The organism is Paenibacillus vietnamensis, assembly GCF_020169515.1.
In the GTDB taxonomy this organism is placed as follows: Bacteria; Bacillota; Bacilli; order Paenibacillales; family Paenibacillaceae; genus Pristimantibacillus; species Pristimantibacillus vietnamensis.
On record NZ_JAHMHW010000001.1, the window covers coordinates 942,500 to 965,199 of the forward strand.

The 22,700-nt window shown below is 47.2% G+C and carries 20 protein-coding genes and 2 pseudogenes; 16 read left to right on the plus strand and 6 right to left on the minus strand.

The window, feature by feature from the left end; genetic code table 11:
- Positions 1–1,158: a serpin family protein gene (locus KP806_RS04195; RefSeq protein ID WP_224722279.1), complete on the minus strand. Its 1,158-nt coding sequence runs from the start codon at positions 1,156–1,158 to the stop codon at positions 1–3.
- A gap of 196 nt (positions 1,159–1,354) precedes the next feature.
- Here KP806_RS04195 and KP806_RS04200 point away from each other — a divergent pair, with 196 nt between their 5' ends.
- From KP806_RS04200 to KP806_RS04210, 3 genes and pseudogenes are all read left to right on the plus strand, one after another.
- Positions 1,355–1,585, plus strand: coding sequence for a hypothetical protein (locus KP806_RS04200; protein ID WP_224722280.1), 231 nt, complete (start codon positions 1,355–1,357; stop codon positions 1,583–1,585).
- A 333-nt stretch (positions 1,586–1,918) separates the two neighbouring features.
- Positions 1,919–2,164, plus strand: a pseudogene (locus KP806_RS04205) (SRPBCC family protein); the annotation flags it as partial.
- A gap of 198 nt (positions 2,165–2,362) precedes the next feature.
- Positions 2,363–4,618, plus strand: a complete 2,256-nt coding sequence (locus KP806_RS04210) for an ATP-binding cassette domain-containing protein (protein WP_224722281.1) — start codon at positions 2,363–2,365, stop codon at positions 4,616–4,618.
- A gap of 109 nt (positions 4,619–4,727) precedes the next feature.
- Here KP806_RS04210 and KP806_RS04215 read toward each other — a convergent pair whose 3' ends face one another.
- Both KP806_RS04215 and KP806_RS04220 read right to left on the minus strand, forming a co-directional pair.
- A complete protein-coding gene (locus tag KP806_RS04215; RefSeq protein ID WP_224722282.1) occupies positions 4,728–6,080 on the minus strand; it encodes a uracil/xanthine transporter in 1,353 nt (450 codons plus the stop codon).
- A 40-nt stretch (positions 6,081–6,120) separates the two neighbouring features.
- Positions 6,121–6,723 (minus strand): ankyrin repeat domain-containing protein, encoded by a 603-nt coding sequence (locus KP806_RS04220; protein ID WP_397376347.1) that lies wholly within the window; start codon positions 6,721–6,723, stop codon positions 6,121–6,123.
- 234 nt (positions 6,724–6,957) lie between these two features.
- Between KP806_RS04220 and KP806_RS04225 the strand changes: the two genes are divergently transcribed.
- Complete coding sequence (locus tag KP806_RS04225) at positions 6,958–7,863, plus strand: LysR family transcriptional regulator (RefSeq protein ID WP_224722283.1); 906 nt, start codon at positions 6,958–6,960, stop codon at positions 7,861–7,863.
- A 53-nt stretch (positions 7,864–7,916) separates the two neighbouring features.
- Here KP806_RS04225 and KP806_RS04230 read toward each other — a convergent pair whose 3' ends face one another.
- Together KP806_RS04230 and KP806_RS04235 are read right to left on the minus strand one after the other, a co-directional pair.
- Positions 7,917–9,551 carry an alkaline phosphatase D family protein gene (locus tag KP806_RS04230; RefSeq protein ID WP_224722284.1) on the minus strand — a complete coding sequence of 545 codons (1,635 nt, stop codon included), beginning with the start codon at positions 9,549–9,551 and terminating at the stop codon, positions 7,917–7,919.
- Between the two features lie 113 nt (positions 9,552–9,664).
- A pseudogene (locus KP806_RS04235) lies at positions 9,665–9,841 on the minus strand (acetolactate synthase large subunit); the annotation flags it as partial.
- Positions 9,842–10,160: 319 nt separating this feature from the next.
- Here KP806_RS04235 and KP806_RS04240 point away from each other — a divergent pair.
- From KP806_RS04240 to KP806_RS04295, 12 genes are all read left to right on the plus strand, one after another.
- Positions 10,161–10,535 (plus strand): nuclear transport factor 2 family protein, encoded by a 375-nt coding sequence (locus tag KP806_RS04240; RefSeq protein WP_224722285.1) that lies wholly within the window; start codon positions 10,161–10,163, stop codon positions 10,533–10,535.
- A 1,160-nt stretch (positions 10,536–11,695) separates the two neighbouring features.
- A complete protein-coding gene (locus tag KP806_RS04245) occupies positions 11,696–12,256 on the plus strand; it encodes an NAD(P)H-dependent oxidoreductase (protein WP_224722286.1) in 561 nt (186 codons plus the stop codon).
- A gap of 21 nt (positions 12,257–12,277) precedes the next feature.
- Complete coding sequence (locus KP806_RS04250; RefSeq protein WP_224722287.1) at positions 12,278–13,126, plus strand: oxidoreductase; 849 nt, start codon at positions 12,278–12,280, stop codon at positions 13,124–13,126.
- An 84-nt stretch (positions 13,127–13,210) separates the two neighbouring features.
- Positions 13,211–14,113: a helix-turn-helix domain-containing protein gene (locus tag KP806_RS04255; RefSeq protein WP_224722288.1), complete on the plus strand. Its 903-nt coding sequence runs from the start codon at positions 13,211–13,213 to the stop codon at positions 14,111–14,113.
- A gap of 104 nt (positions 14,114–14,217) precedes the next feature.
- Complete coding sequence (locus KP806_RS04260) at positions 14,218–14,640, plus strand: VOC family protein (RefSeq protein ID WP_224722289.1); 423 nt, start codon at positions 14,218–14,220, stop codon at positions 14,638–14,640.
- 31 nt (positions 14,641–14,671) lie between these two features.
- Positions 14,672–15,259, plus strand: coding sequence for a thioredoxin family protein (locus tag KP806_RS04265; RefSeq protein ID WP_224722290.1), 588 nt, complete (start codon positions 14,672–14,674; stop codon positions 15,257–15,259).
- A gap of 316 nt (positions 15,260–15,575) precedes the next feature.
- Positions 15,576–16,580: an acyltransferase family protein gene (locus tag KP806_RS04270; RefSeq protein WP_224722291.1), complete on the plus strand. Its 1,005-nt coding sequence runs from the start codon at positions 15,576–15,578 to the stop codon at positions 16,578–16,580.
- A 211-nt stretch (positions 16,581–16,791) separates the two neighbouring features.
- On the plus strand, positions 16,792–17,409 hold the full coding sequence (locus KP806_RS04275) for a hypothetical protein (protein ID WP_224722292.1): 618 nt from the start codon (positions 16,792–16,794) through the stop codon (positions 17,407–17,409).
- 365 nt (positions 17,410–17,774) lie between these two features.
- Positions 17,775–19,541 (plus strand): SulP family inorganic anion transporter, encoded by a 1,767-nt coding sequence (locus tag KP806_RS04280; protein WP_224722293.1) that lies wholly within the window; start codon positions 17,775–17,777, stop codon positions 19,539–19,541.
- A gap of 187 nt (positions 19,542–19,728) precedes the next feature.
- Positions 19,729–20,058 carry an ArsR/SmtB family transcription factor gene (locus tag KP806_RS04285; protein WP_224722294.1) on the plus strand — a complete coding sequence of 110 codons (330 nt, stop codon included), beginning with the start codon at positions 19,729–19,731 and terminating at the stop codon, positions 20,056–20,058.
- Positions 20,055–20,471, plus strand: a complete 417-nt coding sequence (locus tag KP806_RS04290; RefSeq protein WP_224722295.1) for an SRPBCC family protein — start codon at positions 20,055–20,057, stop codon at positions 20,469–20,471. The genes KP806_RS04285 and KP806_RS04290 overlap by 4 nt, the downstream gene beginning before the upstream one ends.
- Positions 20,472–20,495: 24 nt before the next feature.
- Positions 20,496–21,089, plus strand: a complete 594-nt coding sequence (locus tag KP806_RS04295; RefSeq protein WP_224722296.1) for a YdeI/OmpD-associated family protein — start codon at positions 20,496–20,498, stop codon at positions 21,087–21,089.
- 103 nt (positions 21,090–21,192) lie between these two features.
- Here KP806_RS04295 and KP806_RS04300 read toward each other — a convergent pair whose 3' ends face one another.
- Positions 21,193–22,506, minus strand: a complete 1,314-nt coding sequence (locus KP806_RS04300) for an ISNCY family transposase (protein ID WP_224722297.1) — start codon at positions 22,504–22,506, stop codon at positions 21,193–21,195.
- Positions 22,507–22,700: the final 194 nt, after the last annotated feature.

Below are 22,700 nucleotides of genomic sequence, written 5' to 3' on the forward strand. Positions count from 1 at the left end.
CTAAAGCGTCTCCACTGAACCGACAAACAGCAGTATGCCGCTCTGCAGATCTTGGATAGCGAATAGGAATGGCCGGTCGGCCGTCATTTCGAAATGTCCCAAAGGCGCGGCGCTTCCACCGTCCATTCCGATCATAGTTACGGCTGCTGCTTCGGTGCCTCGTTCGGACACATCGACTAACGTTTTATGCAATACCTGATTAATAGAAAGCCGTTTGCCTCCGCTTGTGTCCGCCATTTCATTAAATTCGGCTTTTATAGCGCTGAACGGTAAGGTCATGCCCATGGCGCTTAATATTTCAACCAACTCCAGACTGCTTTCCATTCGGAATTTCGGCAGCGCCAGTTTGCCGTGGGAATGGGTCAAACGCTTGCTCCAGAAATCAGGATCCTCGAGCAGCTCCGCGTACAGAGAAGTGCGGTCCGCATTATGACGCGGCAGCACGACGAGCATTCCCATTTGACCGTCGCCGTAAGGCAGCCGCACTGCCTGGTAGGCATCGGTCTCCTCATATTCAAAGTCGCCTCCTTGATGCATGAATGGAACGCGCTTAACCTTTCCGTCAGATTGCGTAAAATCACCGTCTTTCGTGTTTTCCGGATCGAACGGCGTCTTCCAAGTCCCGTTAAAGTAGAGTGCGTTCAATAACATCAGCTTTGTCAACTCGGGTACGGGCTCATCTAAAATCGTCGGTATAAGGCCGTTCGTCTGCTTATCGACCCATTTATTGATCTCCTTCCGCACAGCTGGATCCGCCAGCTTACGTTCGTTTAATTCGGCCCCGTATGCAGCCTTTACGAGGTCGAGGTATGGCTTTCGGAACGGCCAACCTTGCTGCAGCCACAGCGAGTTGGCCATTTGCATCTTGACGCCAGGTCCAGGCTGCAGCATAAGCTCCCGCAGCTTTCGCTGTCCTTCATTCAGTTCTTCCAAGGACAATCCTTCCAGATGCATCGTCTTTGCCATCTGGTCCCGTGTCGGACCTGCCGCCCCGTTCATCGTCATCGTTAGCGCTTGTACAATGCTAATAGGGGATATCACGATGTTTTGCCCCGGCTTCTGCTGTAAAATTTCGCCGGTTAGCTCGAGGCCGAACTCATTCGTCGCCTGTACCACGTGCGGGCCGGTTTGCTTCGACAGACGTGCTCGTTCTGACACGGAAATCGCCTTTTTATCGGGTTGACCGCAAGATGTCAACAACATCACAGCCGCAATCGAAACGATTATTGATTTACGCAACATCGAACCCCCTCTTTTTGTATCATTTATATCCATACCAACGATGAACATATAGAGAAGGTTGCAGTAATGTGGTAGAATATTCCACAAACGACAAATCGAGAGGGGATTTGGAATGAGTGTAAACAACATCCACGAAACCCATCAAGAAAAAGAACATTTATACTATAACGATAATTATGTCGATGAGAACCTTCGCTCTATGCAAATCATTGAGGGAGAAGGACCAATGAAAAAAATAGATTTAAACACAATGCCGCGTCCTCTGAAGATTTTCGGTTACTTTTTCTTTTCAGTTTTAGCATTGATGGGAGCCGCATCAATTGTAGTCAGTTTTTTTCGTTAATTGCAGAGCGTCTTTCATAATCATGTTATAGCCGCGGAGGTCAAGAGAGGTAGATTTATTAATTAGCTAAGATCATAATCGAATATTTTTCTGCGGCTTTGTTGTCGGAACCTTATTGGAAAGATAATGCATGATGAACCACGTAAATCGTGATTATTTTTTTCGCTTAAACGTAAAACATTCTAATTTTGTTAAGGAGAAGAGACGAAATGGAATTTGTCATTCTGATTTTAATTATTGGATTCATTATCATAATAAGTTATCTTCGGGCAATACATATCTCTCTTCAGAAATTGATCGAAATGAATTCTATTGATTAAGTGAATACGTTGTTCCGAATGGTGGGATGGAATTATTGAGGGTGAGGTGCTGGCCGTGGACGAGCCAAACCGGTTGTCCTACACGTTTGCCAGCGGAGGTGAGCAACATACCGTCACCTGGACGTTACAGGATTTAGGGGACGGAAAGCTTAACCTTCATCTTGAACAAACCGGATTCTCCAATGCACAAGGTCTCGAAGGTGCCAGATATGGCTGGAATAATTGGTTCGGCGGGTTTGAGCAAGCGTTGGAACAATAACTGCATTCTGAACGGAAATATCTCCTTCACAAATTCTATTTTTATGGATACAATAGTTAACTCTGCATGAACCGAATCGACATAAACCGGCTGCACATGACATGCAGCCGGTTTATGTCGATTTAGTCAATCAGAACATGCCATTTTCCTCTTGTTATTCAGTCGATTTTACAATTAACAATAGAAGGGATGTAAAGTATGAACGAATCAAATCAGGAATATATCGTAATCTCGGGTGCGAGGGAAAACAATCTCAAAAACGTATCCTTGCGCATTCCCAAACGAAAGATCACGATATTCACCGGGGTATCCGGATCCGGCAAGTCATCGATCGTGTTCGATACGATCGCCGCAGAATCTACGCGATTGCTGAATGAGAATTTCAGCATGTTCGTACGTAATTTCCTGCCCCGAGTTCCGCAGCCGGATACGGACGCAATCGAGAACCTGAGCATGGCTGTTATTGTCGATCAGAAGCGGCTCGGCGGCGGATCCCATTCCACAATGGGCACGATTACCGATATTTCTCCCATTCTCCGTCTGCTTTTCTCCCGAGTGGGTCAGCCCTATGTTGGACAAGCGCATATGTTCTCTTTTAACGATCCGCAAGGGATGTGTCCCGAGTGCAACGGGATCGGCCGCAGGCTTGGCGTAGACATGAGCAAGGCGCTGGACATGTCAAAGTCGTTGAATGAAGGGGCTATTATGCTGCCGGACTATTCGGTGAGCGGCTGGGAATGGAATATGATCATGCAGTCGGGAGACTTCGATCTCGACAAGAAGCTGAGCGATTATTCGGAAGAAGAACTGGAACAACTGCTGTACGCCAAGGCAAGGAAAGTCCAGATGGATTTTGCCGGCAAGGCAATGAATATTACAGTGGAAGGCGTCATTGAGAAATTCACCAACAAATACATCAAGCAGGATGTGAAGACAAAGTCCGAACGTACGCAAAAAATGGTTGCGCCATACATAACCGAGGGTTCATGCTCCGGCTGCCGCGGCGCGAGGCTCAGTCAGGCAACACTCAGCTGCAGGATCAATGGACTCAACATTGCGGAGATGTCCTCCATGGAGGTCGGCCAGCTCATCCGAGTCGTTCGCGAAATTAACGATCCCGTCGCCGCGCCGGTCGTCAAGTCGCTGACGGAGCGGCTGCAGCACCTGGTGGACATCGGACTTGACTACTTGACGCTGGACCGTGAGACGGATACATTGTCGGGCGGCGAGTCACAACGCGTCAAGATGGTGAAGCATCTGAGCGGAAGTCTGGTGGATGTAACTTACATCTTCGATGAGCCCAGCGTTGGCCTGCACCCCCGTGATGTACACCGTTTGAATGAATTGCTTCAGAAGCTGCGCGACAAAGGCAATACCGTAATTGTCGTCGAGCATGATCCCGATGTAATCAAAGTGGCCGATCATATTGTTGACGTCGGTCCTCATGCCGGCAGCCGCGGCGGTACTATCGTCTATGAAGGGAGTTACCAAGGGCTGTTGGAGTCAGACACGCTGACGGGCAACCATATGAAGCGTCCGCTCCGGCTGAAGCAAGAATGCAGGCAGCCATCCGGTACGCTGTCCATCCAAAATGCCACACTGCATAACCTGCGGAACGTGAGCGTAGATATACCGACTGGAGTGCTGTCAGTCGTTACAGGTGTTGCCGGCTCGGGCAAAAGCACGCTCATTAACGATGTATTTCTCAGCCGGCATCCGGATTCGATCGTCATCGACCAATCCGCGATCGGCGTGTCAACACGCTCCAATCCCGCAACCTATACGGGCATTATGGATGATGTGCGCAAGGCGTTTGCATCGGCAAACAAGGTGAATCAAGGTTTGTTCAGCTTCAACTCCAAGGGAGCTTGCGAGAACTGCCAAGGGCTAGGCGTCGTGTATACGGACCTTGCCTTTCTCGACAGCGTCAAGCTGCCGTGCGATGTATGCGGAGGTAAACGGTTTAAGGAGGAAGTGCTTGAATACAAGCTGAACGGCAAATCGATCGCAGAGGTGCTGGGGATGACGGTGGAGCAGGCACTGGATTTTTTCCAGCTTAAAGAAGTTGTTCGCAAGCTCCAGGCGATGAGTGATGTAGGGCTCAACTATATTACGCTTGGCCAGCCGCTCAGTACACTTTCGGGCGGTGAATGCCAGCGCATCAAGCTGGCAAGCGAGCTGCATAAAAAAGGCAGCATCTATGTGATGGACGAGCCGACGACCGGCCTTCATATGTCGGATATCGGTCAGCTTATGGGCATTATGAACCGCCTCGTCGATTCCGGGAATACGGTAATCGTTATCGAGCACAACCTCGATGTGATCAGCCAAGCGGACTGGATCATCGACATGGGACCGGATGGAGGCAGCAAGGGCGGTCAAGTGGTATTCGAAGGCCTGCCATCGCAGATCGTCCATGCGGAGCAGTCGATTACAGGGAAATACCTGGTGTAATGATCGAAATTCGCATAAGCATGCTCAATAAGGCTGCCGGCAACCGGCAGCCTTTCGCATAAGCCACGGGCAGCATTCCAATCAGGAAGCAATTCGAAGCTTCATATTATTATCCGGGGGAGACCGATTCCTTCAAAACGTCCGTGCCGGAAGGCGTAGTCTCGTAGTTTTCCCACCGGACGATCTTTTCCATCACAATGGCCAAAATGACGCCTACGACTAACCCGTTTGAAGCAATGGGCGTCAATAATGGGGGGAAGTCCGCAAACGCGGAGACTGGAACATTCATGATCCCGATTCCCGTCAATATCGGAAGGGCGACTCGATAAATGGTTTTGGCATTAAAGGCCGTTCCATTAAAGGAGCGGATCGCCGTGCCGAACATTTGCAGGTAAGCGACAAATAATACGGCGCTGCCGACCGATATCGGGAGCCCTGTGAGCCAGCCGCTTAAAGCCGGGACGATGCCGACCAGGATTAGCATCGCGGCTCCCGTTATGAGCGCAGAGCGGCTCAGTACTTTCGTGTTTTCCAAAAAGCCGACGGAGGACGCAAACGTGCCGAACGGAATTAAGCCGAAGCATCCACCGATGATCGAAAAGACATTGGTAAACAACAGTGAGCGCACGAATTGTTTTTCCTCCGCGTTCTCCTGATACAGCCTGCCCGCGGCAATAAGACTCGTTATTGTGTTGGTCATATTAACTAGTCCGGCAAGGAGACCAACCAATACGATGCCTGGATCGAAAACAGGCTTTCCCCAAGGCAGCCATAGCCCAATCAACGTTGTCCCCGCTTCCGCAACAGTTTTGGAAACGCCTCCGCTGCCGAAAAAAGCCGTATAAGCGATCCAGCCGACGATCATACCTCCCAGCAGCGAAAATTGACCGAGCTTTCCTTTGCCTTTCATATGAATAAAGGAGACGACCGAGATGATGAACATGGATAACCCGGCAAGCTGCAAATCCCACTTCCCGTCGGCATTGTAGCCGATCATACCTTTAAAAAACGTGTTGGCCAGCTGGAAGGTAAGCAACAGTAAATAAACGCCCATGACGATCGGCGTAAAAACACGCTGCAGCAGCTTGAGAAATCCGAGCAGCGTCAGCGCGACGGCAACGACGCCAGACAGGAGGAATCCGCCGGTCAGGCTGGCGGCAGCCGCAGATGCGTCCATTCCCATGGCCGGGGCGGAGGAGCAGATGCCGAGCACAAGTCCCCACCAGACGCCGGCCGGTCCATCCATTAGTGCGAAGCGGTGTCCCCACAACGCCTGAACGATACACAGCAGGCCCGTCAATATAAACGAGCGCTGCATGGATGCGGCGATGTCCGGGTCTGCCAGTCCAAGCGCATGGCCGACCGACAGCGGCACCAGCACCGTGTTCGTAAACAAAAAGAAAAGCCACTGCATGCCTGCGAGCAGTATGCTTATTGAATGACTAGACTTCTTCCATTGCATTTCATCTTACCCAGCTTTCCGTTTTGCGTTGTTCATCCTTTCAAAGGGATGAATTAGCTCCCGCACGCTTAAGTATCGCAGCAATTTCGGCATATCCGCGCTTCTCCGCGTGCGCCAGCGGTGTAACTCCATCATTGTCGGCCAGATTGACGTCGGCTCCGTGCTCGACCAATAAATGGACAATCCGCGTATGCCTGCTTCCGCCGTCACCCAAAATAACGGCTTCCAGCAGAGCAGTCCACCCCAAATTGTTGACATGGTCGACAGAAACATCCGAATGCTTCAGCAAATAGTCCACAATATCCGCATGACCGCGGTCGGCCGCCGGAATAAGCGACGTGCCGCCGAACCGGTTCGTCAGCTTCGTGTCCGCTCCCGCTTCGACCGCAAGCTTGACAATGTCGAGCATGCCTTCCGCCCCCGCGTAAAGAAGAGGGTTGTCGGAACGGCGGTCCCGTAAGTTTATGTCCGCCCCCGCATCAATTAATGCTTTGACCGTCTCCGGCCGATTGCCGTGCGTTGCGGCCATTGCAGCGGTTCGTCCGCGCTCGTCCGTGCCGTTTATGTCGGCGCCTGCTTGGAGCAAGGCAATTACCTTGTCCGTATCGCCTCGTTCGGCAGCCGCAATTAATTCATTTACCATCTGATCATCCCCCCTCGGATTTTCCGCGCAACCTGCCAGCATAAGGACAGTAACAAATAGAAAACAGCGGAATAAATAGCCCACATTATCCCTCCATATTTACGTAACGTATTTTATGGTAACATGGGAGAAACTATATGAAAAATATCTATTTCATTGCAAAAGTATATGAAAATCATATATAACAAACAGTAAATGGCACACGATTTCCGGCGAGGGCAAGGAGGAATGCCAATGGATTTGAAGCAGCTGCGTTATTTCATCGCGTTGGCGGAAGAAAGGCAGGTCACTTCCGCGGCGCAAAAGCTGCATATGTCGCAGCCGCCGCTCAGCCAGCAGCTGAAGCTAATGGAAAGCGAGCTCGGCGTACAGCTATTTCTGCGGAATGGCCGTCAGCTGGAGCTGACGGCTTCCGGCAATACATTGTACGAATATGCATTGACGATTACCAATTTAATGGACGAAGCGAAAGTGGAGGTACAAGAGTCCGGACTCGGCATAAGAGGGAAACTGTCCATCGGAGTCAATACGTTATCCGATTCGCGGCTTCCCAAGGCGCTAAGCGGATTTCGGACGCTTTATCCGAAGGTAACGTTTAAAATCCAGCAGAATGAGACGAATACGCTTGTCAAGCTGATCCGCGAGAAAACGCTTGATATGGCTATCGTACGACTTCCTATCGATTTGAACGACTTGGATTACGCATTGCTGGGCGAAGAACCGTTGTATTTTATGATGGGGGATGCCGGACCGGGAGCGGTGCCGAAAGCGGGCGAAACCGTATCCTACGAAACGATAGCCGATTATCCGCTCCTCCTGCCAAGTACCGAAGGTTTGGGACTCTATAACCTGCTGCTCGAGCAATTCCATTCCAGAGGGCTGTTCCCGGCTATTATCGGGGAATGCTCAGATATCGGCATGCTGGCGGAGCTTGTCGCCTCCGGCTTCGGCGCTTCCATTTTGCCTGAAACATCACTTGCAAGATTTAAAAGAGGGAACATCCATTCTTATCGGATCGACGATCCACAAGCTGTTTCAAGCTCTGCCGTTATCTGGCTGAAGCGGCATTCTTTGAGCAGGGCGATGGTTTTGCTGATTGAGATGATATCTGAAGGAGAAGGGATAGAACTGCCGAAATAGCAAACCCGGTTTGCCATAAATGGCTAACCGGATTTGTTATTTTTATAAGGCTATTAGATCGTAACCGCCGCATCGTGAATTTGCTTCAATCCCGGTTTGCCTTTTTCCATCAGGAAGGAAGCGCGTGTCGAAATAGGAGCGCCCGGGCGCGTGACGTACGGAACAACCTTGTAATCCGCTTGAAAGCTTTCATGCGTAGCGGTGCAGCGTACATAGCCGCGCTGATTGTTATAAAATTTGATATGCGGATTTTCCGCCAGGATCGCCTTTTGGTTGTCGTTAATGTCATAACCGTCACCGCCCGAGGTGATGGAGGTGCCCACAAACTCGGCTCCAAGAATTTCGGAATTCGGGTTTTCGAAGTCAGCCTTAATCTCGCAAGCCCAATTCGAGTGAACGTCTCCCGTCAGGATGACAAGATTGGAGAGACCCTGTTCCTTGGCAAAGTTAGTGATACGCTCGCGGTTGGCAGTATAACCGTCCCAGCCGTCCATGCTATACTCAACTCCGTCGCCAATCAGAAAATCTCTCTTACAGAAGAAGACCTGCTGCGGAATAATGTTCCAGCTTGCCTGCGATTGATACAGGCCGGAAAGCAGCCATTGCTCCTGCTCTTCCCCCATAATGGACCGGTCAACACTTGTCGATTCCGGAGTCGGCGGCTTGCGGCCGTCGCCGCTCGCCTGATCGTCGCGGAATTGGCGGGTGTCAAGAACATGAATATTTGCCAGATTTCCGTAATGGAACTGCCTGTACAGCTGCATGGTGAACCCGCTTGGCAGGGAAGAGCTCCTTAATGGCATGTTCTCGTAGTAAGCCTGGAATGCTGCCGCTTTGCGGGCCAGGAACGGTCCGACCGGCTGATTATTTTCCGGAATCAAGCCGGCATGATTGTTTTCAATCTCGTGATCGTCCATCGCCACAACCCACGGGAACTGTGCATGAGCGGCCTGCAGGTCGCTATCGCTTTTATATAACGCATAACGGTTGCGGTAGTCTTCCAGCGTTATGATCTCAGGACCGTTATGGTACCGGGGGCTCGGGGTGGTCGCAGCAGGTCCCGGACCTTCATAAATGTAATCGCCCAGATGGAAGACGAGGTCCAAATCCTGTTCCTCCGCCATATGGCGGTATGCGTTAAAGTATCCCGTCGGATAGTTCTGGCAGGAAGCGAAGGCAAAGCTCAGCTTGTCCACCTGCGATCCATAAACTGGAAGCGTTTTTGTCCGGCCGGTCGGACTTATTTCTTTTCCGGCTTTAAAGCGGTAGTAATAAACCTGATTCGGCTTCAGCTTGTCTACTTCGACATGCACGGAGTGCCCCAGTTGGGCTCTGGCAAAAGCCGTGCCTTCACGAACGACTTTGCGGAAATTCTCGTCGGATGCCACTTCCCATTTGACCGGAACGTCACTGCCGGACATGCCTCCGCCATTCAAAGGATCGGGTGCAAGCCTTGTCCAAAGCACAACGCTCTCCGGCCAAGGGTCGCCGGACGTTACGCCTAAAGTGAATGGATAAGAACTAAACTTCGGTGCAGCGTCAATCGTTCCTCCCTTTAGAGAGGCCATGACCGTCAAGCCCAGTGAGGCGATGGCAAGTTTACCTGCGCCCTGGAGGAAATCCCGGCGGTCCATCTTGCCTTCCCGCAGCCTTTTCTCAAAATCTTTGAATAATTGATCCTTGTCCATTATTTCACTCCTATGCTTTTAAATTCTTTTCAATTAGAGCATTGGTGTGTAAATGGAGTATCAATTCGGTTTTAAGAAATAGCAAAACAAGATGTCAGTGCCATTCAAGTCGTCTATTCGAAATCTCCCAATATCAACTGATCTAATGTCGTCCCGCTGAGAACCATCGGATATACATTCTCATCTCGCTGGATAACAAACTCTACAAGCACAGGGCCAGGTGTATCCAGAGCCTCTTGCCAAATTCGGCTTGCCTCTGCTTCGGAGCTTGTTCTTAATCCTTTTATTCCTAACCCTTTCATCCTCAGTCGACAGTAAAAAATCGCCGCGTCTGAAGGGACGAAAGGGGAACATTTCGTGGTACCACCCTGATTTGCCGAAAATCTTACGATTTCAGCCTCATGAGGTAAGGTTTGCCTTACCTGCAGCACAGTAACGTGTGCCATTCCGTTTGAGTCTACTCATCGAACCCCATAACCATCCGATTTTCCTTCAATAATTTTCAATTGGATTGTTGCTGCAAACTTGAGATGACTCCATATTGGGATAGGGTATAATGAATCTAGAATGAATCTAGACGGTTGAAAACATGCAATAAGGAGGATCTCAATGTTTACTTCTAACAAAGAGAAGGCGGTAGCGTTTTTGCAATTGGTGGCGTCGGGAGAAGTGCGTGAGGCATACCAAAGGTATATTGGTCCGGATTTCCTCCACCATAATCCTTTTTTCCGCGGAGACGCTGATTCACTAATGCTCGCAATGGAAGAGAATGCTGCAAAAAATCCCCACAAAACCCTTGAGATTAAACGTGTCATGGAAGAGGGGGATATCGTTGCGGTTCACTCCCATGTAAAGCAAAAACAAGAGGACATCGGAGCAGCTGTGGTACATATCTTCCGCTTTAATAACGATCTTATCGTCGAATTATGGGATGTGGGTCAGCCCATTCCGGAGCAGTCTCCTAATGAGAATGGAGTGTTTTGATAACGGAAAACCTACAGAATATGAAATTATTTTTGAACGGGCTATTCAAAATGAGTAACTGGTAACAAACACTTATATTCTTATTTGTAGAGTAAACATTAAGGCCTCCTATCCGTAGATAGGAGGCGCCTTAATCTGCTGCAAAATAAGCAATTAGTCCGCTTAGGTTACGAATACAAATGATCTGCCTTCGGTTTTAGGGGGTGACGAACGTTAGACATTTCTAATGTATAAATGCAGCCTGCAACATCAAACGAACAAACTGAAAAATCAGACTTTTAAATATTTTATTAATGCATGTTTTCAACGGTTAGCCTGCCAGTTTTAAAACAAATTTGACATTAATATCAATTATAAAAAACTACATAATTGGACCTTAAGGATTTTATTGCATAATGATTAGGTAAGTATCAACCATATATAATTTTTTTACCAAATCTTTAAATATATATATAAACTGAATATAAGCGGCAATACTGATAGTTCTTACATCCACAACCAGTTTATTAACAATGACAAATAAGCTGACATCCTTTATATTTTGAATTGTGAACGAGATGCTGCATCGAGTTCACTTCATAACCTTTTTACTCCTCCGGTGTTTGAGAGTCATCAGAGGAAACCTTGGTCCCAGCTTTCGAGCTGGGGCTCTTTTTTTGCTAATTTTTAAGTCTACAAATATATCGGTTTTATTCTCATAAAAATGAATAGGCTTAACCGAATTTTTAAAAATAAGTTGATCTGCCATCTGTTCCACTTTATTAAACGTCTCTTAAGGCCAAATTGTTTCATACTCCACAACGAAAATTGGCTGGTGCCGAATTGGTTACGTGAAAATGAAACTCCACAAAGTAAAGTATATGGAACTAAATAATACTTTATTCTTCAGAGCAACTCCATTTCGATTGAACGTCCACATGAAGATATAATCCCGAGCTATCCAAAAGGGCAATTTAATCGAGGGGCCGCAGAGTTACACACTCTACGGCCTTTTGTTTTTCGTGATGGGCTAAATAAACAAGTCGTTAGGGCCTCAGAGAAAAGCGATTGCACCAAAAGTACGTTAAAGTTAACTCAACAGCAGGAAATCACAAATAACACGATTATGTTAAAAACAAAGCGGCCTAAAAATACGAATTCAGCAAATGGGAGGAGATAGCTTGAAAACATTGGTGCTCGTCGCTCATCCGAATTTGAACAACTCTCGAGTGAACAAGTCGTGGTTAAGGGAAATAAAGAATTATCCGGATCAGATCACCGTGCATGATTTGTATGCAGCCTATCCGGATTGGCGGATCAATGTTCAAAACGAGCAAGAACTCGCTATGAAGCATGACCGGATTATTTTCCAATTTCCTTTCTATTGGTATAGTTCACCTCCACTTCTCAAGAAGTGGTTGGACGATGTCCTGACTTACGGCTGGGGTTATACGTCAAAGGGCGGCAGGCTCCGGGGCAAGGAGCTTGGGCTGGCGATTTCTATTGGTGGTTCAGAAATCGATTATCACCCTGAAGGCGGCGATCTTTATACGATCCATGAGCTCCTTAGCCCTTTCCACGCTACGAGCAATTTAATCGGAACACAATTGTTGATGCCGTTCACGATCTTCGATACGGATGATAAAAGCGAGGAAGAATTAGTTTCGAGTGCTCGGCAATATTCGGAGTATCTGCTTGCCGATAAGATTGCAAGCTTTCAAAGTCGATATCGTACAAATTAATCAAAAAGGATGGGATTCAATATGACAAATCAAAATAAAGTTTGGTTCATTACCGGGGCAGCAAGAGGCATTGGTTTGGAAATTTTGAAGGCTGTGCTGGAAACGGGAGATCACGTTGTTGCGACGGTGCGGAGCTCGGCACAGTCCTTAGCCGATAAACTGGGAAATCCGGAAAATCTTGAAGTTGTTCTTCTGGACATTACGGATGAGCAGCAGGCGATTGCAGCTGCCAATCAAGCCGTACAGAAATTCGGAAAAATCGATGTTCTGGTGAATAATGCAGGTTATGGGCTGCTAAGTGCAGTTGAAGAAGCTACAGCTGATGAGGTGCGCAAAAACTTCGAAACGAACGTCTTCGGCTTATTGAATGTGACCCGGGCGATACTGCCTCATATGCGTCACAAACGTTCCGGACACATCATCAATATCTCGTCCGTAGGAGGCTTGAGCGGTTATATCGGATGGGGCGTGTACGGTTCTACCAAATTTGCTGTAGAAGGATTGACAGAGTCACTAGCCTTGGAATTGGCGCCGCTTGGAATTCATGCGACCGTAGTATCTCCCGGCTTCTTCCGTACGGAATTTCTGGATGCCTCATCGCTGACACGTTCAGATAACATCATTTCTGATTATGCGGAAACAGTAGGAGAGATGAGATTATTCGCTGCCCAAGCGAATAAAAAACAACCAGGCGATCCCGTGAAATTGGCCAAAGCGATCGTGAAGGTTGCGTACGCAAAGAAACCGCCGGTCCATTTACCGCTAGGTAAGGACTCGCTGCAAAGATACCGGGAAAAGACGGCAAATTTTGAAAAGGATATCGAAGCTTGGTATGGCGTAATTACGGGTACCGATCATGATGATGTCTGATTTGAAAAAAGCAGGATTACGGAACGAAGGAGGGAATAGTATGATGATGATCCAGTTTCAGTAGAGGAGGAGGACAGATTGCTTTTGCGAACCGAAAAAGTGGCTAAGGTTCCTCACGATCTGGCCAGAGAACCGGTCAATCAAAGGGCTTTGAAGATGAAAGGCTTGACCGTTGTTGAGTCTTGTACCTTTAACAAAGGCTTAAAGGGATCCATGTTTTTGGAGGACCATCTGCTTTTGTTTGTCCTGGAGGGAGTTTATACGGTAAGATTCGGCAGTCAGGAGCATATCGTACGGAAAAATGAGATGGTCATGCTGCAGAAATCGATCGTAGTTGAATATGAGAAGTCGGGAGACGCAGGCTCTGATTATGTTTTGGATTACATGATGTTTTTTCTTAAAGAAGAGCTGCTCACCGAATTTATAAAAATGGCCGATCTGGAAAGTAACTTTCCATCGGCCTTAGTGCCGATAACCGTCAATCCGGTCAATGATCGATTAAACAATTATGTCCAATCCTTGAAACCGTATTTCAATGAGCCCGATACCATAAGGGACGGATTGATTAAGATAAAATTGTTGGAATTATTGTATGATGTTGCAGATGCTGACGAGCAGTTCTTATATCAGTTTTTGCAGCTCAAACGTACAAGCAGGAAAAGCATTACAGAGGTGATGGAGCAGAATATAACGAGTCCAGTCTCTCTCAATGATCTTGCATACCTGTCAGGCAGAAGCTTATCCGCCTTCAAACGTGATTTTCAAGCCATATACAATACATCGCCGTTAAGATGGATCCGAAATCGACGGTTGGATATCGCAAAAGAAATGCTGGTACACTCCACTTTATCCGTTACGGATGTTTGTTTTTCGACAGGCTTTGAGAATGTGGCTCATTTTTCAAAAGTGTTTAAAGAGAGGTTTGGTATGTCTCCATCTGCATGTAAGCCACCTAAGCAAGAGCCTAGCCTGGAGAATGGATTGTGATCATTATCTTATCGAGCAGCTGTAATGGAAAGGTTTTCTGCAGATGGACAATGAGGTATACTGGGGGAGGCAGGAAGTAAGCAGACCAAAGGAGGCATTGCAACGTGGGCACGAATAACAAAATCGGCGGCGGCGGCTTTCACCATGTCGCGCTGAGAGCAAATGATTTTGATGCGACGGTCAAATTTTATACAGAGGGCTTAGGCTTTGAACTGCGCCAGGCATGGGGCGAAGGCGACAAGCGCATTGTACTGCTGGATACCGGAGACGGCAACTATTTGGAGGTATTTGCGGGCGGCTCCGGTGAACCGAAGCCGGAAGGGTACTACTTTCACGTAGCGTTCCGCACCGATAACGTGGACGCCGCTGTCGAAGTAGCTGTTGCGGCTGGCGCTGTAGTGACGGTAGCACCGAAGGATGCCGTGCTCGGTAACACACCGCCGACACCGGTACGCATCGCTTTTGTAGAGGGACTGAACGGTGAGATTATTGAGTTTTTCCAAAGCACAGGAGACCATCAACTGTAATAAACTTACATAAGTTGAAAGGGGAATGGCAATGGCGGAAACCTTTACGTTATCGATCGGGGATGCAGCACCTGATTTTAACCTGCCGGCTACGGATGGGGAGAATTACGAGCTGAACGATTTTCGCGATGCGAAAACGCTTGTCATTTTTTTTACTTGCAATCATTGTCCTTTTGTCATCGGTTCAAATGAAATGACTCGCGAAACCGCAAAGCGTTATATTGATAAAGGTGTGCAGTTTGTCGGCATCAACTCGAACAGCGTGAATACGAAGCCGGAAGATTCCTTTGAACATATGGTCGCTCATATGGATGAGCATGAATTCCCATGGGTGTATCTGCGTGATGAATCGCAGGAAATCGCCCTTGCGTACGGCGCGCTGCGGACGCCGCATTTTTACGTGTTCAATGAAGAGCGCAAGCTGGTTTACACCGGCCGCGGCGTCGATCAACCGCGGGATGTCAGCAAGATGACCGTCAACGATCTTGACAACGCCCTCTCAGAACTCACTTCAGGTCAAGAAGTTACCGTGAAGGTGACAAACCCTATCGGCTGCAATGTCAAATGGGACGGCAAGGACGCGCACTGGATGCCGGCGGAAGCCTGCGATCTGGTGTAATGCGGCGTAAGGATCAACCTTATCGTCAACAAAAATACATAAGCCTCATTTATGGACGAATGTCGATAAATGAGGCTTTTTTCATTTTGTGAAAGCCTTACTCCTGAACTCGTTCTATTCCGCATGTTCTTTGGCCCATCATATCACACGGCAAAGGATACGGTACCATAGCGGTGTAAGACTAAATATACGCCCGGTCAGTTCCCCTGAGACTGTGAGAGACTGGATAAGGCAGATATATCGCGGATTATGAAGGGTGAGGTTTCCATGTCGGTTTGTTAGTATTGGGGTTACGACCAAATGGAGGAGGTTAAAGATGCCTGAGGTTAATCAACGCGACCATTATTTCGATAATGTGAAGTTTGTCTTGATTACATTCGTGGTTATCGGCCATGTGCTGGAACCTCTTTATTCTACAAGCGAGTTCGCGAAGGCCTTGTACAACTTCATTTACTTTTTCCATATCCCGCTTTTTGTTTTTATTACGGGTTACTTTTCCAAGAAATCGGGAAAGCTCGGTCCTTATCTCGTTTTGTATATCATATTTGAAACGCTGTATACGCTGCTGGATTATTACCTGAACGACCGGACAACCCTGAAATTCACGTTTTTTCTGCCCTATTGGGTAACCTGGTACCTGCTTGCGGTTATTTTATGGAAAGTCGCTCTGCCGTATTTTACGAAATTAAGGTATCCGATTTTGTTTGCAAGCTGCCTTGCGGTATTGGCCGGCTATGCTTCAACGGAACTGGGGTATACACTGTCATCGCTTAGGGCGATCAATTTCTTTCCGTTCTTCCTGGCAGGTTACTATATGAAGAGGGAATACTTCGATTTTTTATTTAAATGGCCGGTCAAATTGACATCTGCGTTTATTATGATGATCACACTGTGGCTATTATTTCGTTATGGCCAGAGCCTCAATTGCGAATGGCTTTGGGGCAGCTACAGTTACTCGAAACTGGGCAGCCCGGAATGGTATGCCGGCGGATACAGGGTCGCAGTTGCAGCCGTATCGGTTATTTTGTCGCTATGCATTCTCTCCTTAATCCCAACGGGGCAGACGCGGATCAGCGAGCCCGGCATTCGGACGATGTATCCGTTTTTGCTGCACGGATTCGTGTTGAAAATAATGGAGCATCAAGGCTTCTACCGGTATATCGACACATGGGCGGATCAATTGCTGTTGATTCTGTTTGCCATCGTTATAACCTTCGTCTTTTCCATGAAATGGGCCGAAAAAATTTGCCGGCTGCTATTCAGTCCTAACTTATCATTTTTGTATAAAAAGAAAAGCATGCCTTTATCTCGAACGCAATGATCGCCGTCTTCAGACTTCGGCATTCCGTCACCATTAAGTTATGCCAATAAGCCCTATAATAATTGTTAAAATAACCTACATCGGTAGGTTATTTTTATTTTAGTATAAGAAAAAATGATTCCTAATACATTCTCAATCAAATAAGAGGTTTGTTTCCGAGTGGGTGGATTAATATGCTTTATTCGGATAATTAACAAAGTGGGTGCTTTCTGTGAAAGGTGAATTATTTAAAACCGGAATTTTAAAATGGACCTTAGTACTAGCATGCCTGTTATTCTTAATGTTTTGGTATGTGAAAGCAGATCAGAAAATTACTGTGGTGGAAGGGGCGTCGTCGCAGGCATGGTTAATCCCATATGAAGACGCAGAGAGTTTGACAAACGATGTCGATCTGGTCGTTACCGGAACAGTAATGCCGGGGATGAGTCAAACAATTAGTATACCGAGTGTAGCAGGTGGTTCAAGACATTACACAGCAACAGAAATAAAAGTTGAACAAGTGTTGAAAAACAATGGACAAGCAGCAGAGAATCAAACGTTACCTATTGTGGAACCAACTTATATCATAGATAAAGGTTTGGTGCCAGGTAAAATTGAATTTCCTTTGGAACATTATCGTAAAGCTTTACCTGGTGGCAAATACTTATTGTTCCTGAAATGGAGTGATAATTTACAAAAATATTGGGTTCATGCCGGATACCAAGGTAAATATAATCTTGACGGAAAAGATGTACGCGAAATGGAACTATCTGTAGAAATCCCTAAATATGTACAATTGAAGGAAAAAGTAAAGCAAAAATATAATCAGGTCTGGGGAATGGATCATTAAGCAAAACTTTTTCTATCCTTCTGATTTTCGCCTAAAACATGGACGCGTTTACTCCGCATTTTTTGATCCAATGGACCTAATACGGCGATCCATAGCTGAATTTCTGGAAATGAATGAATCGACTACAACACTTGGTCAATCCTTCCTATAGGAAAATTGAGGGAGAAAATGTATACTCGTACGTGTTATGTATTCTAACTTGGGAAGGAGGAATGAATGACGTAACCATACTGCAGGATTTTCGGTATGTCACTAAGATTGGATTAGGAGGGAATTATGAGTAACGAAGGTTCTAATTTGATGCAGATTTTTGAGTCGAACAAACAAATGCCGGCCAGCCAACCGTATAAGTCGGAGAATGCGATATGAAGGTGTTGATCGATAGCAGATTTCAAGGTTATTCGTTCGGCCATCTCCAGAAGGATTTGACTGCCGGTCTCATTGTAGGAATCGTTGCTATTCCGCTCGCCTTGGCCTTCGCCATTGCCTCAGGCGTTAAGCCGGAGTACGGGTTATACACGGCCATTATTGCCGGTTTCCTCACGTCGCTGCTCGGAGGCTCCAGATTCTCCATAAGCGGCCCAACCGGCGCTTTCATACCGGTATTATTCGCCATCGTCATGCAGTACGGCTATGAAAATCTGCTCATTGCCGGATTCATGGCAGGGATTATTATTTTATTAATGGGCATCTTGCGGTTAGGTGCGGTTATTCAATATTTCCCGAAACCGGTTACAATCGGATTTACAGCCGGAATCGCAGTCATTATTTTTTCAGGGCAGATCTCCGATTTTTTCGGATTGAGCGAAGTAAAAAAACGCGAGTTATTTCATGAAAATATGATTGAAATCTACATTTCGATGGGCAGCGTGAACATTTACAGTTTACTGACCGCAGCCATCTGTCTAGCGACGATTCTGCTGGCCAACAGGTTTATGCCAAAAATTCCCGGCGCACTGCTTGGTCTGCTTGCATCGACTTTAATCGCCGCTTTCCTGTATCCTGACCAAGTTGCGACTATCGGATCAAAGTTTGGAGGCATTCCTAGTGCTTTGCCGCAGTTTCAAATCCCGGAGCTATCGTTGAACAAGGTCTTTGAGCTTATGGCTCCGGCCTTCATGATCGCTATGCTTGGCTCGGTCGAATCGCTGCTGTGCGCCGTCGTTGCCGACGGAATGGCCGGAAGCAAGCATAACAGTAATCGCGAGCTCGTCGGGCAAGGCATTGCCAACATGGTCACGCCGCTGTTCGGAGGAATTCCAGCCACTGGAGCAATAGCCAGGACGGCTACCAATATTAAAAATGGCGCAGTATCGCCTATATCGGGCCTGGTGCATAGTCTGGTCCTTCTGGCCGTACTCCTGTTCCTTACCCCGTATGCGTCGAAAATTCCGATGGCAAGCCTGGCACCCATACTGATGGTAGTCGCATGGAACATGAGCGAGCGTAAAGAATTTACCCATATCCTAAAAACCAAATCGTACGATTCCGTCATTATGCTGGCAACATTTTTGCTAACTGTATTGATGGACTTAACGACCGGCGTAATATTCGGACTGCTTATCTCCTTCATCCTGTTTGTCAAGCAAATGAAAACGATTCATTCGGTAAAAAAAGTCACAACGGATTCCATCAGCAAGAAAGTAACTCCGGACCGATTGCGTGAGGGAGCCGATTGTCCGCAAATCAGCATGTTCACTCTTGAGGGCCCCTTATTCTTTGCGACCACACAGACACTTGAGGAATCGGTAGAGGCCGAAATCCGCATTGGATCTAAGGTAATCCTTCTGCGTATGAGCAAAGTTCCTTACCTGGATACGAGCGGGGAAGCCGTTATGGAGAGCCTCATCATTCGTATTCGTAGAGAAGGTGGGGAACTGCTTATCTCGGGAATTCGAAAGCAGCCGATAAACATTTTAAAGAAAACAGGACTTTACGAGCAAATCGGCAGGAAAAATTTTTTCGAGCATACGGGACAAGCCATCGGGTACGCCCTGACCCGGCTTGACGAAAATAAATGTAAGGGCTGCACCAAGTTTGCATTCCGGGAATGCTCGGGACTGTCAGGAGTAGAGACAAGAAGTTCCACGAACGGAAAGCTGATGATAAAAACGGCCCATTCCGCCGATTAAGGTTAAAATGAGTTACGGTGAAACAAACATTGATTGATCGAAGTCCGCGTATGCCGCGGGCTTTATTCATTATTCAAGCGGAAATTAAAACACGATATTGACACGACACCAAACGGTGTCTTATAATCAAAATGTCACCAAATGGTGTCCTATCAGAGAATGAACATGATGCTTAGGAGAGGGTGTTGTGAGCGAGAACAACCAGCTGCGGGATGTGTTTGACGCGATTGCAGATCCAACCAGACGCCAACTGATTCGTCTGCTGGCAGAGGCAGAGGAATTACCACTTCATGAATTAACGTCACAGTTTCAAATGGGCCGGACGGCGGTATCCAAACATTTGACTATCCTTAAAGAGGCCGGACTGGTACTTGACCGAAAAGTCGGCAGAGAAACGCGATTCAGGCTAAATGCCTCTCCGCTCAGAGAAGTACAAGATTGGCTGGCTTTCTACAGCAAGTTCTGGCATGCAAATATGGTGCGCTTGAACCAACTATTAGAGGAGGATGAAACATGAGTTTAACATTATCCCTGGATTTTCAGTTCACGACATCGATCGAGAAGCTTTGGTCCGCTTTAACCGATTCCGGCAAACTGGCCAAATGGGTGGCCAATATCCAAACAGGTCAGCCGATGGATAATAATTTTGAACCCGTCGTAGGACACCGTTTTCAATTTCGTACGGAGCCGAACGAATATTGGAATGGTATTATTGAAGGCGAAGTGCTGATCGTGGAGGAACCACACCGTCTTTCCTACACTTGGGCGAGCGGCGAGAAGCACACGGTTACCTGGACGCTGCAAGATCTAGGAAACGGAAAGGTTAACCTTCATCTCGAACAAACCGGAATTTCAAATGCTGCGGCACTGGGCGGCGCTAAATATGGCTGGAGTAAATGGTGCGGCGAGCTTGAGAAGGTATTGGCCTAAAACAAATAAGGAAGGGGCTCCTTCATGACTAAAGGTGAAAGGAATACTATGATTGATCCTTATTTTAACAAGCTTAAGCAGTGGAAGGAAGAATTCGAGCTGTTGAGAGAAATCGTTCTTGACTGCGGGCTGACCGAGGATTTTAAGTGGATGCATCCTTGTTACACGTTTGACAATAAAAACATCGTTTTGATTCATGGTTTTAAAGACTACTGCGCGCTTCTGTTTCACAAAGGCGCTTTGTTAAAAGATCCCCATGGGATCCTGATCCAGCAAACGGAAAACGTTCAGGCAGCGCGCCAGATTCGGTTCACCAATGTTCAAGCTATTGATGAAATGCAGCTGATCTTGAAAAGTTATATTGATGAAGCCGTTAAAGTCGAGAAAGCCGGTTTGCAAGTGGACTTTAAAAAGACTACGGAATTCGACATTCCTGAAGAATTAAAAAATAAATTTTTTGAAATCCCCGACTTAAAAACGGCTTTTGAAGCATTGACGCCGGGACGGCAAAGAGCATACATTCTGTATTTTTCCGCACCTAAGCAATCCAAAACCCGAGAATCAAGGGTTGAAAAATATATCCCTCATATCCTTGATGGAAAGGGGATAAACGATTAGCATTTTTCAATGGCGATGGAATGTCGATGGAATGTCAATCATCTGTGAAAATGTCACCCTAACTATGCTATGAAAATGTCACTTGTTCGAAATGGAGGGCCCTTCACCAGGAGGCCTCAGTATAATGGTTGTGCTGCGAATACATCGCATCTTGGAAGGTGCTGTGTTTTGTGTTACGCTTAGAAACGTTGAACGTGGTTTTCCACGGATGATCTTTGGCGGGTTTGCGTTGGGGCGCAGAACTCGCCTTTTTCTTTTGCTGTGGCTTCATTCTTTCTGTTTTCTTGAGCAGATGTGCCTGTTCGCGATGCCAGATGAACACCTGCCCCGAAAGGGTTTGACGAACCTCAACGACTGTCTTTGCATTCAAGCGCTGTGGTAATGGTTCTTCAAACGTGTAAATCACGCCGGCGTAAGAGAGCGTGTTACCTTGCCCTAACATTCTGAACTCGCGAATCGTAAATATATGATCAAGATTTACGTCGTTACGAAGCGGCATATAGGCGCTCTCGTCCGAACGCGGTGCAACAGCGAATTGTTGATTATGTTTTTGAATGAGACGTGGTAATGCCTCGTTAGCGGCTTCCATTGTGGTAATGCCAAGCAGCCGAAGTTCAATGACCAGGCGATCCTGTAAGGTTAACCAAAGGCGTTCAACGCGGCCTTTCGCTTGAGGCGTGACAGCCTTAATATGCTCGATGTTTAAGTCGGCCATTGCTTTACCAAAATGAGAGAGCGGCCTGGTTTCGCCAGCGAGTTCTTGTTCTATGGTTAACTTCTCATTCGGAGATCGGAAGATCGTATGTCGATCGCTGTACAGGCCAAGCGGTATCCCGTATTTCAGAATGCCCTGCTGCATCACAAGTGAATAACCTTCACGACATTCGTTTTGCCGGAAAATGGCACCAACGACCTCTCCCGTAGCATCATCAATAGCTGCGTGTAAGGAGAAGCGAGGCGCGCGATCTTCAAGCCAAGCGTAAGGAGTGGCATCGATCTGCCACAGCATGCCGGCTTGTGACCTGCGCTGGCGGGGCTGATGAGCTTTCGTACGGCGTCGTTGTTTCGCTTGCTTGAGACCTTTTGCGATCAAGATGCGCCTCACGCTGGAACTGCTCAATTCAATCTTTTCGTGTTCTTGTAGCAACTCAGCAAAATGACAACTGTTACTGCCATGATATTGATCTGCATATAGAGCAGCAGTCCGATTCTTGGTCTCTTCGCTTAATGCATGTGCAGGCTTCCTTCCCCGGTTCTTGTGAGCGATGCCCTGTGCTCCTTCTGCTTCATATTTTCGTTTCAACCGGATGATTTGCCGGGCGGTAATCCCTAGTGCAATGGCTCCTTCGTTGTTTGTCATATGTCCATTCATGATTTTCTCTACGACGATTAGCTTTTTCATTTCTTGTCTGCTCAAAGTGATTGTCTCCTGTCCCATGGTGACATTATCTCAGAACAGTTATGGGATGACATTATCACAGCAGAACAACAATGGAATGTCGATGGAATTGACACTATCAATCGTCGATGGTAAGATACGACTACTAAAGATGAGGAGGATTGCGATCAATGGTTCACTCTATGCGTTTAAGGTAAGTACTCGACAAAAAA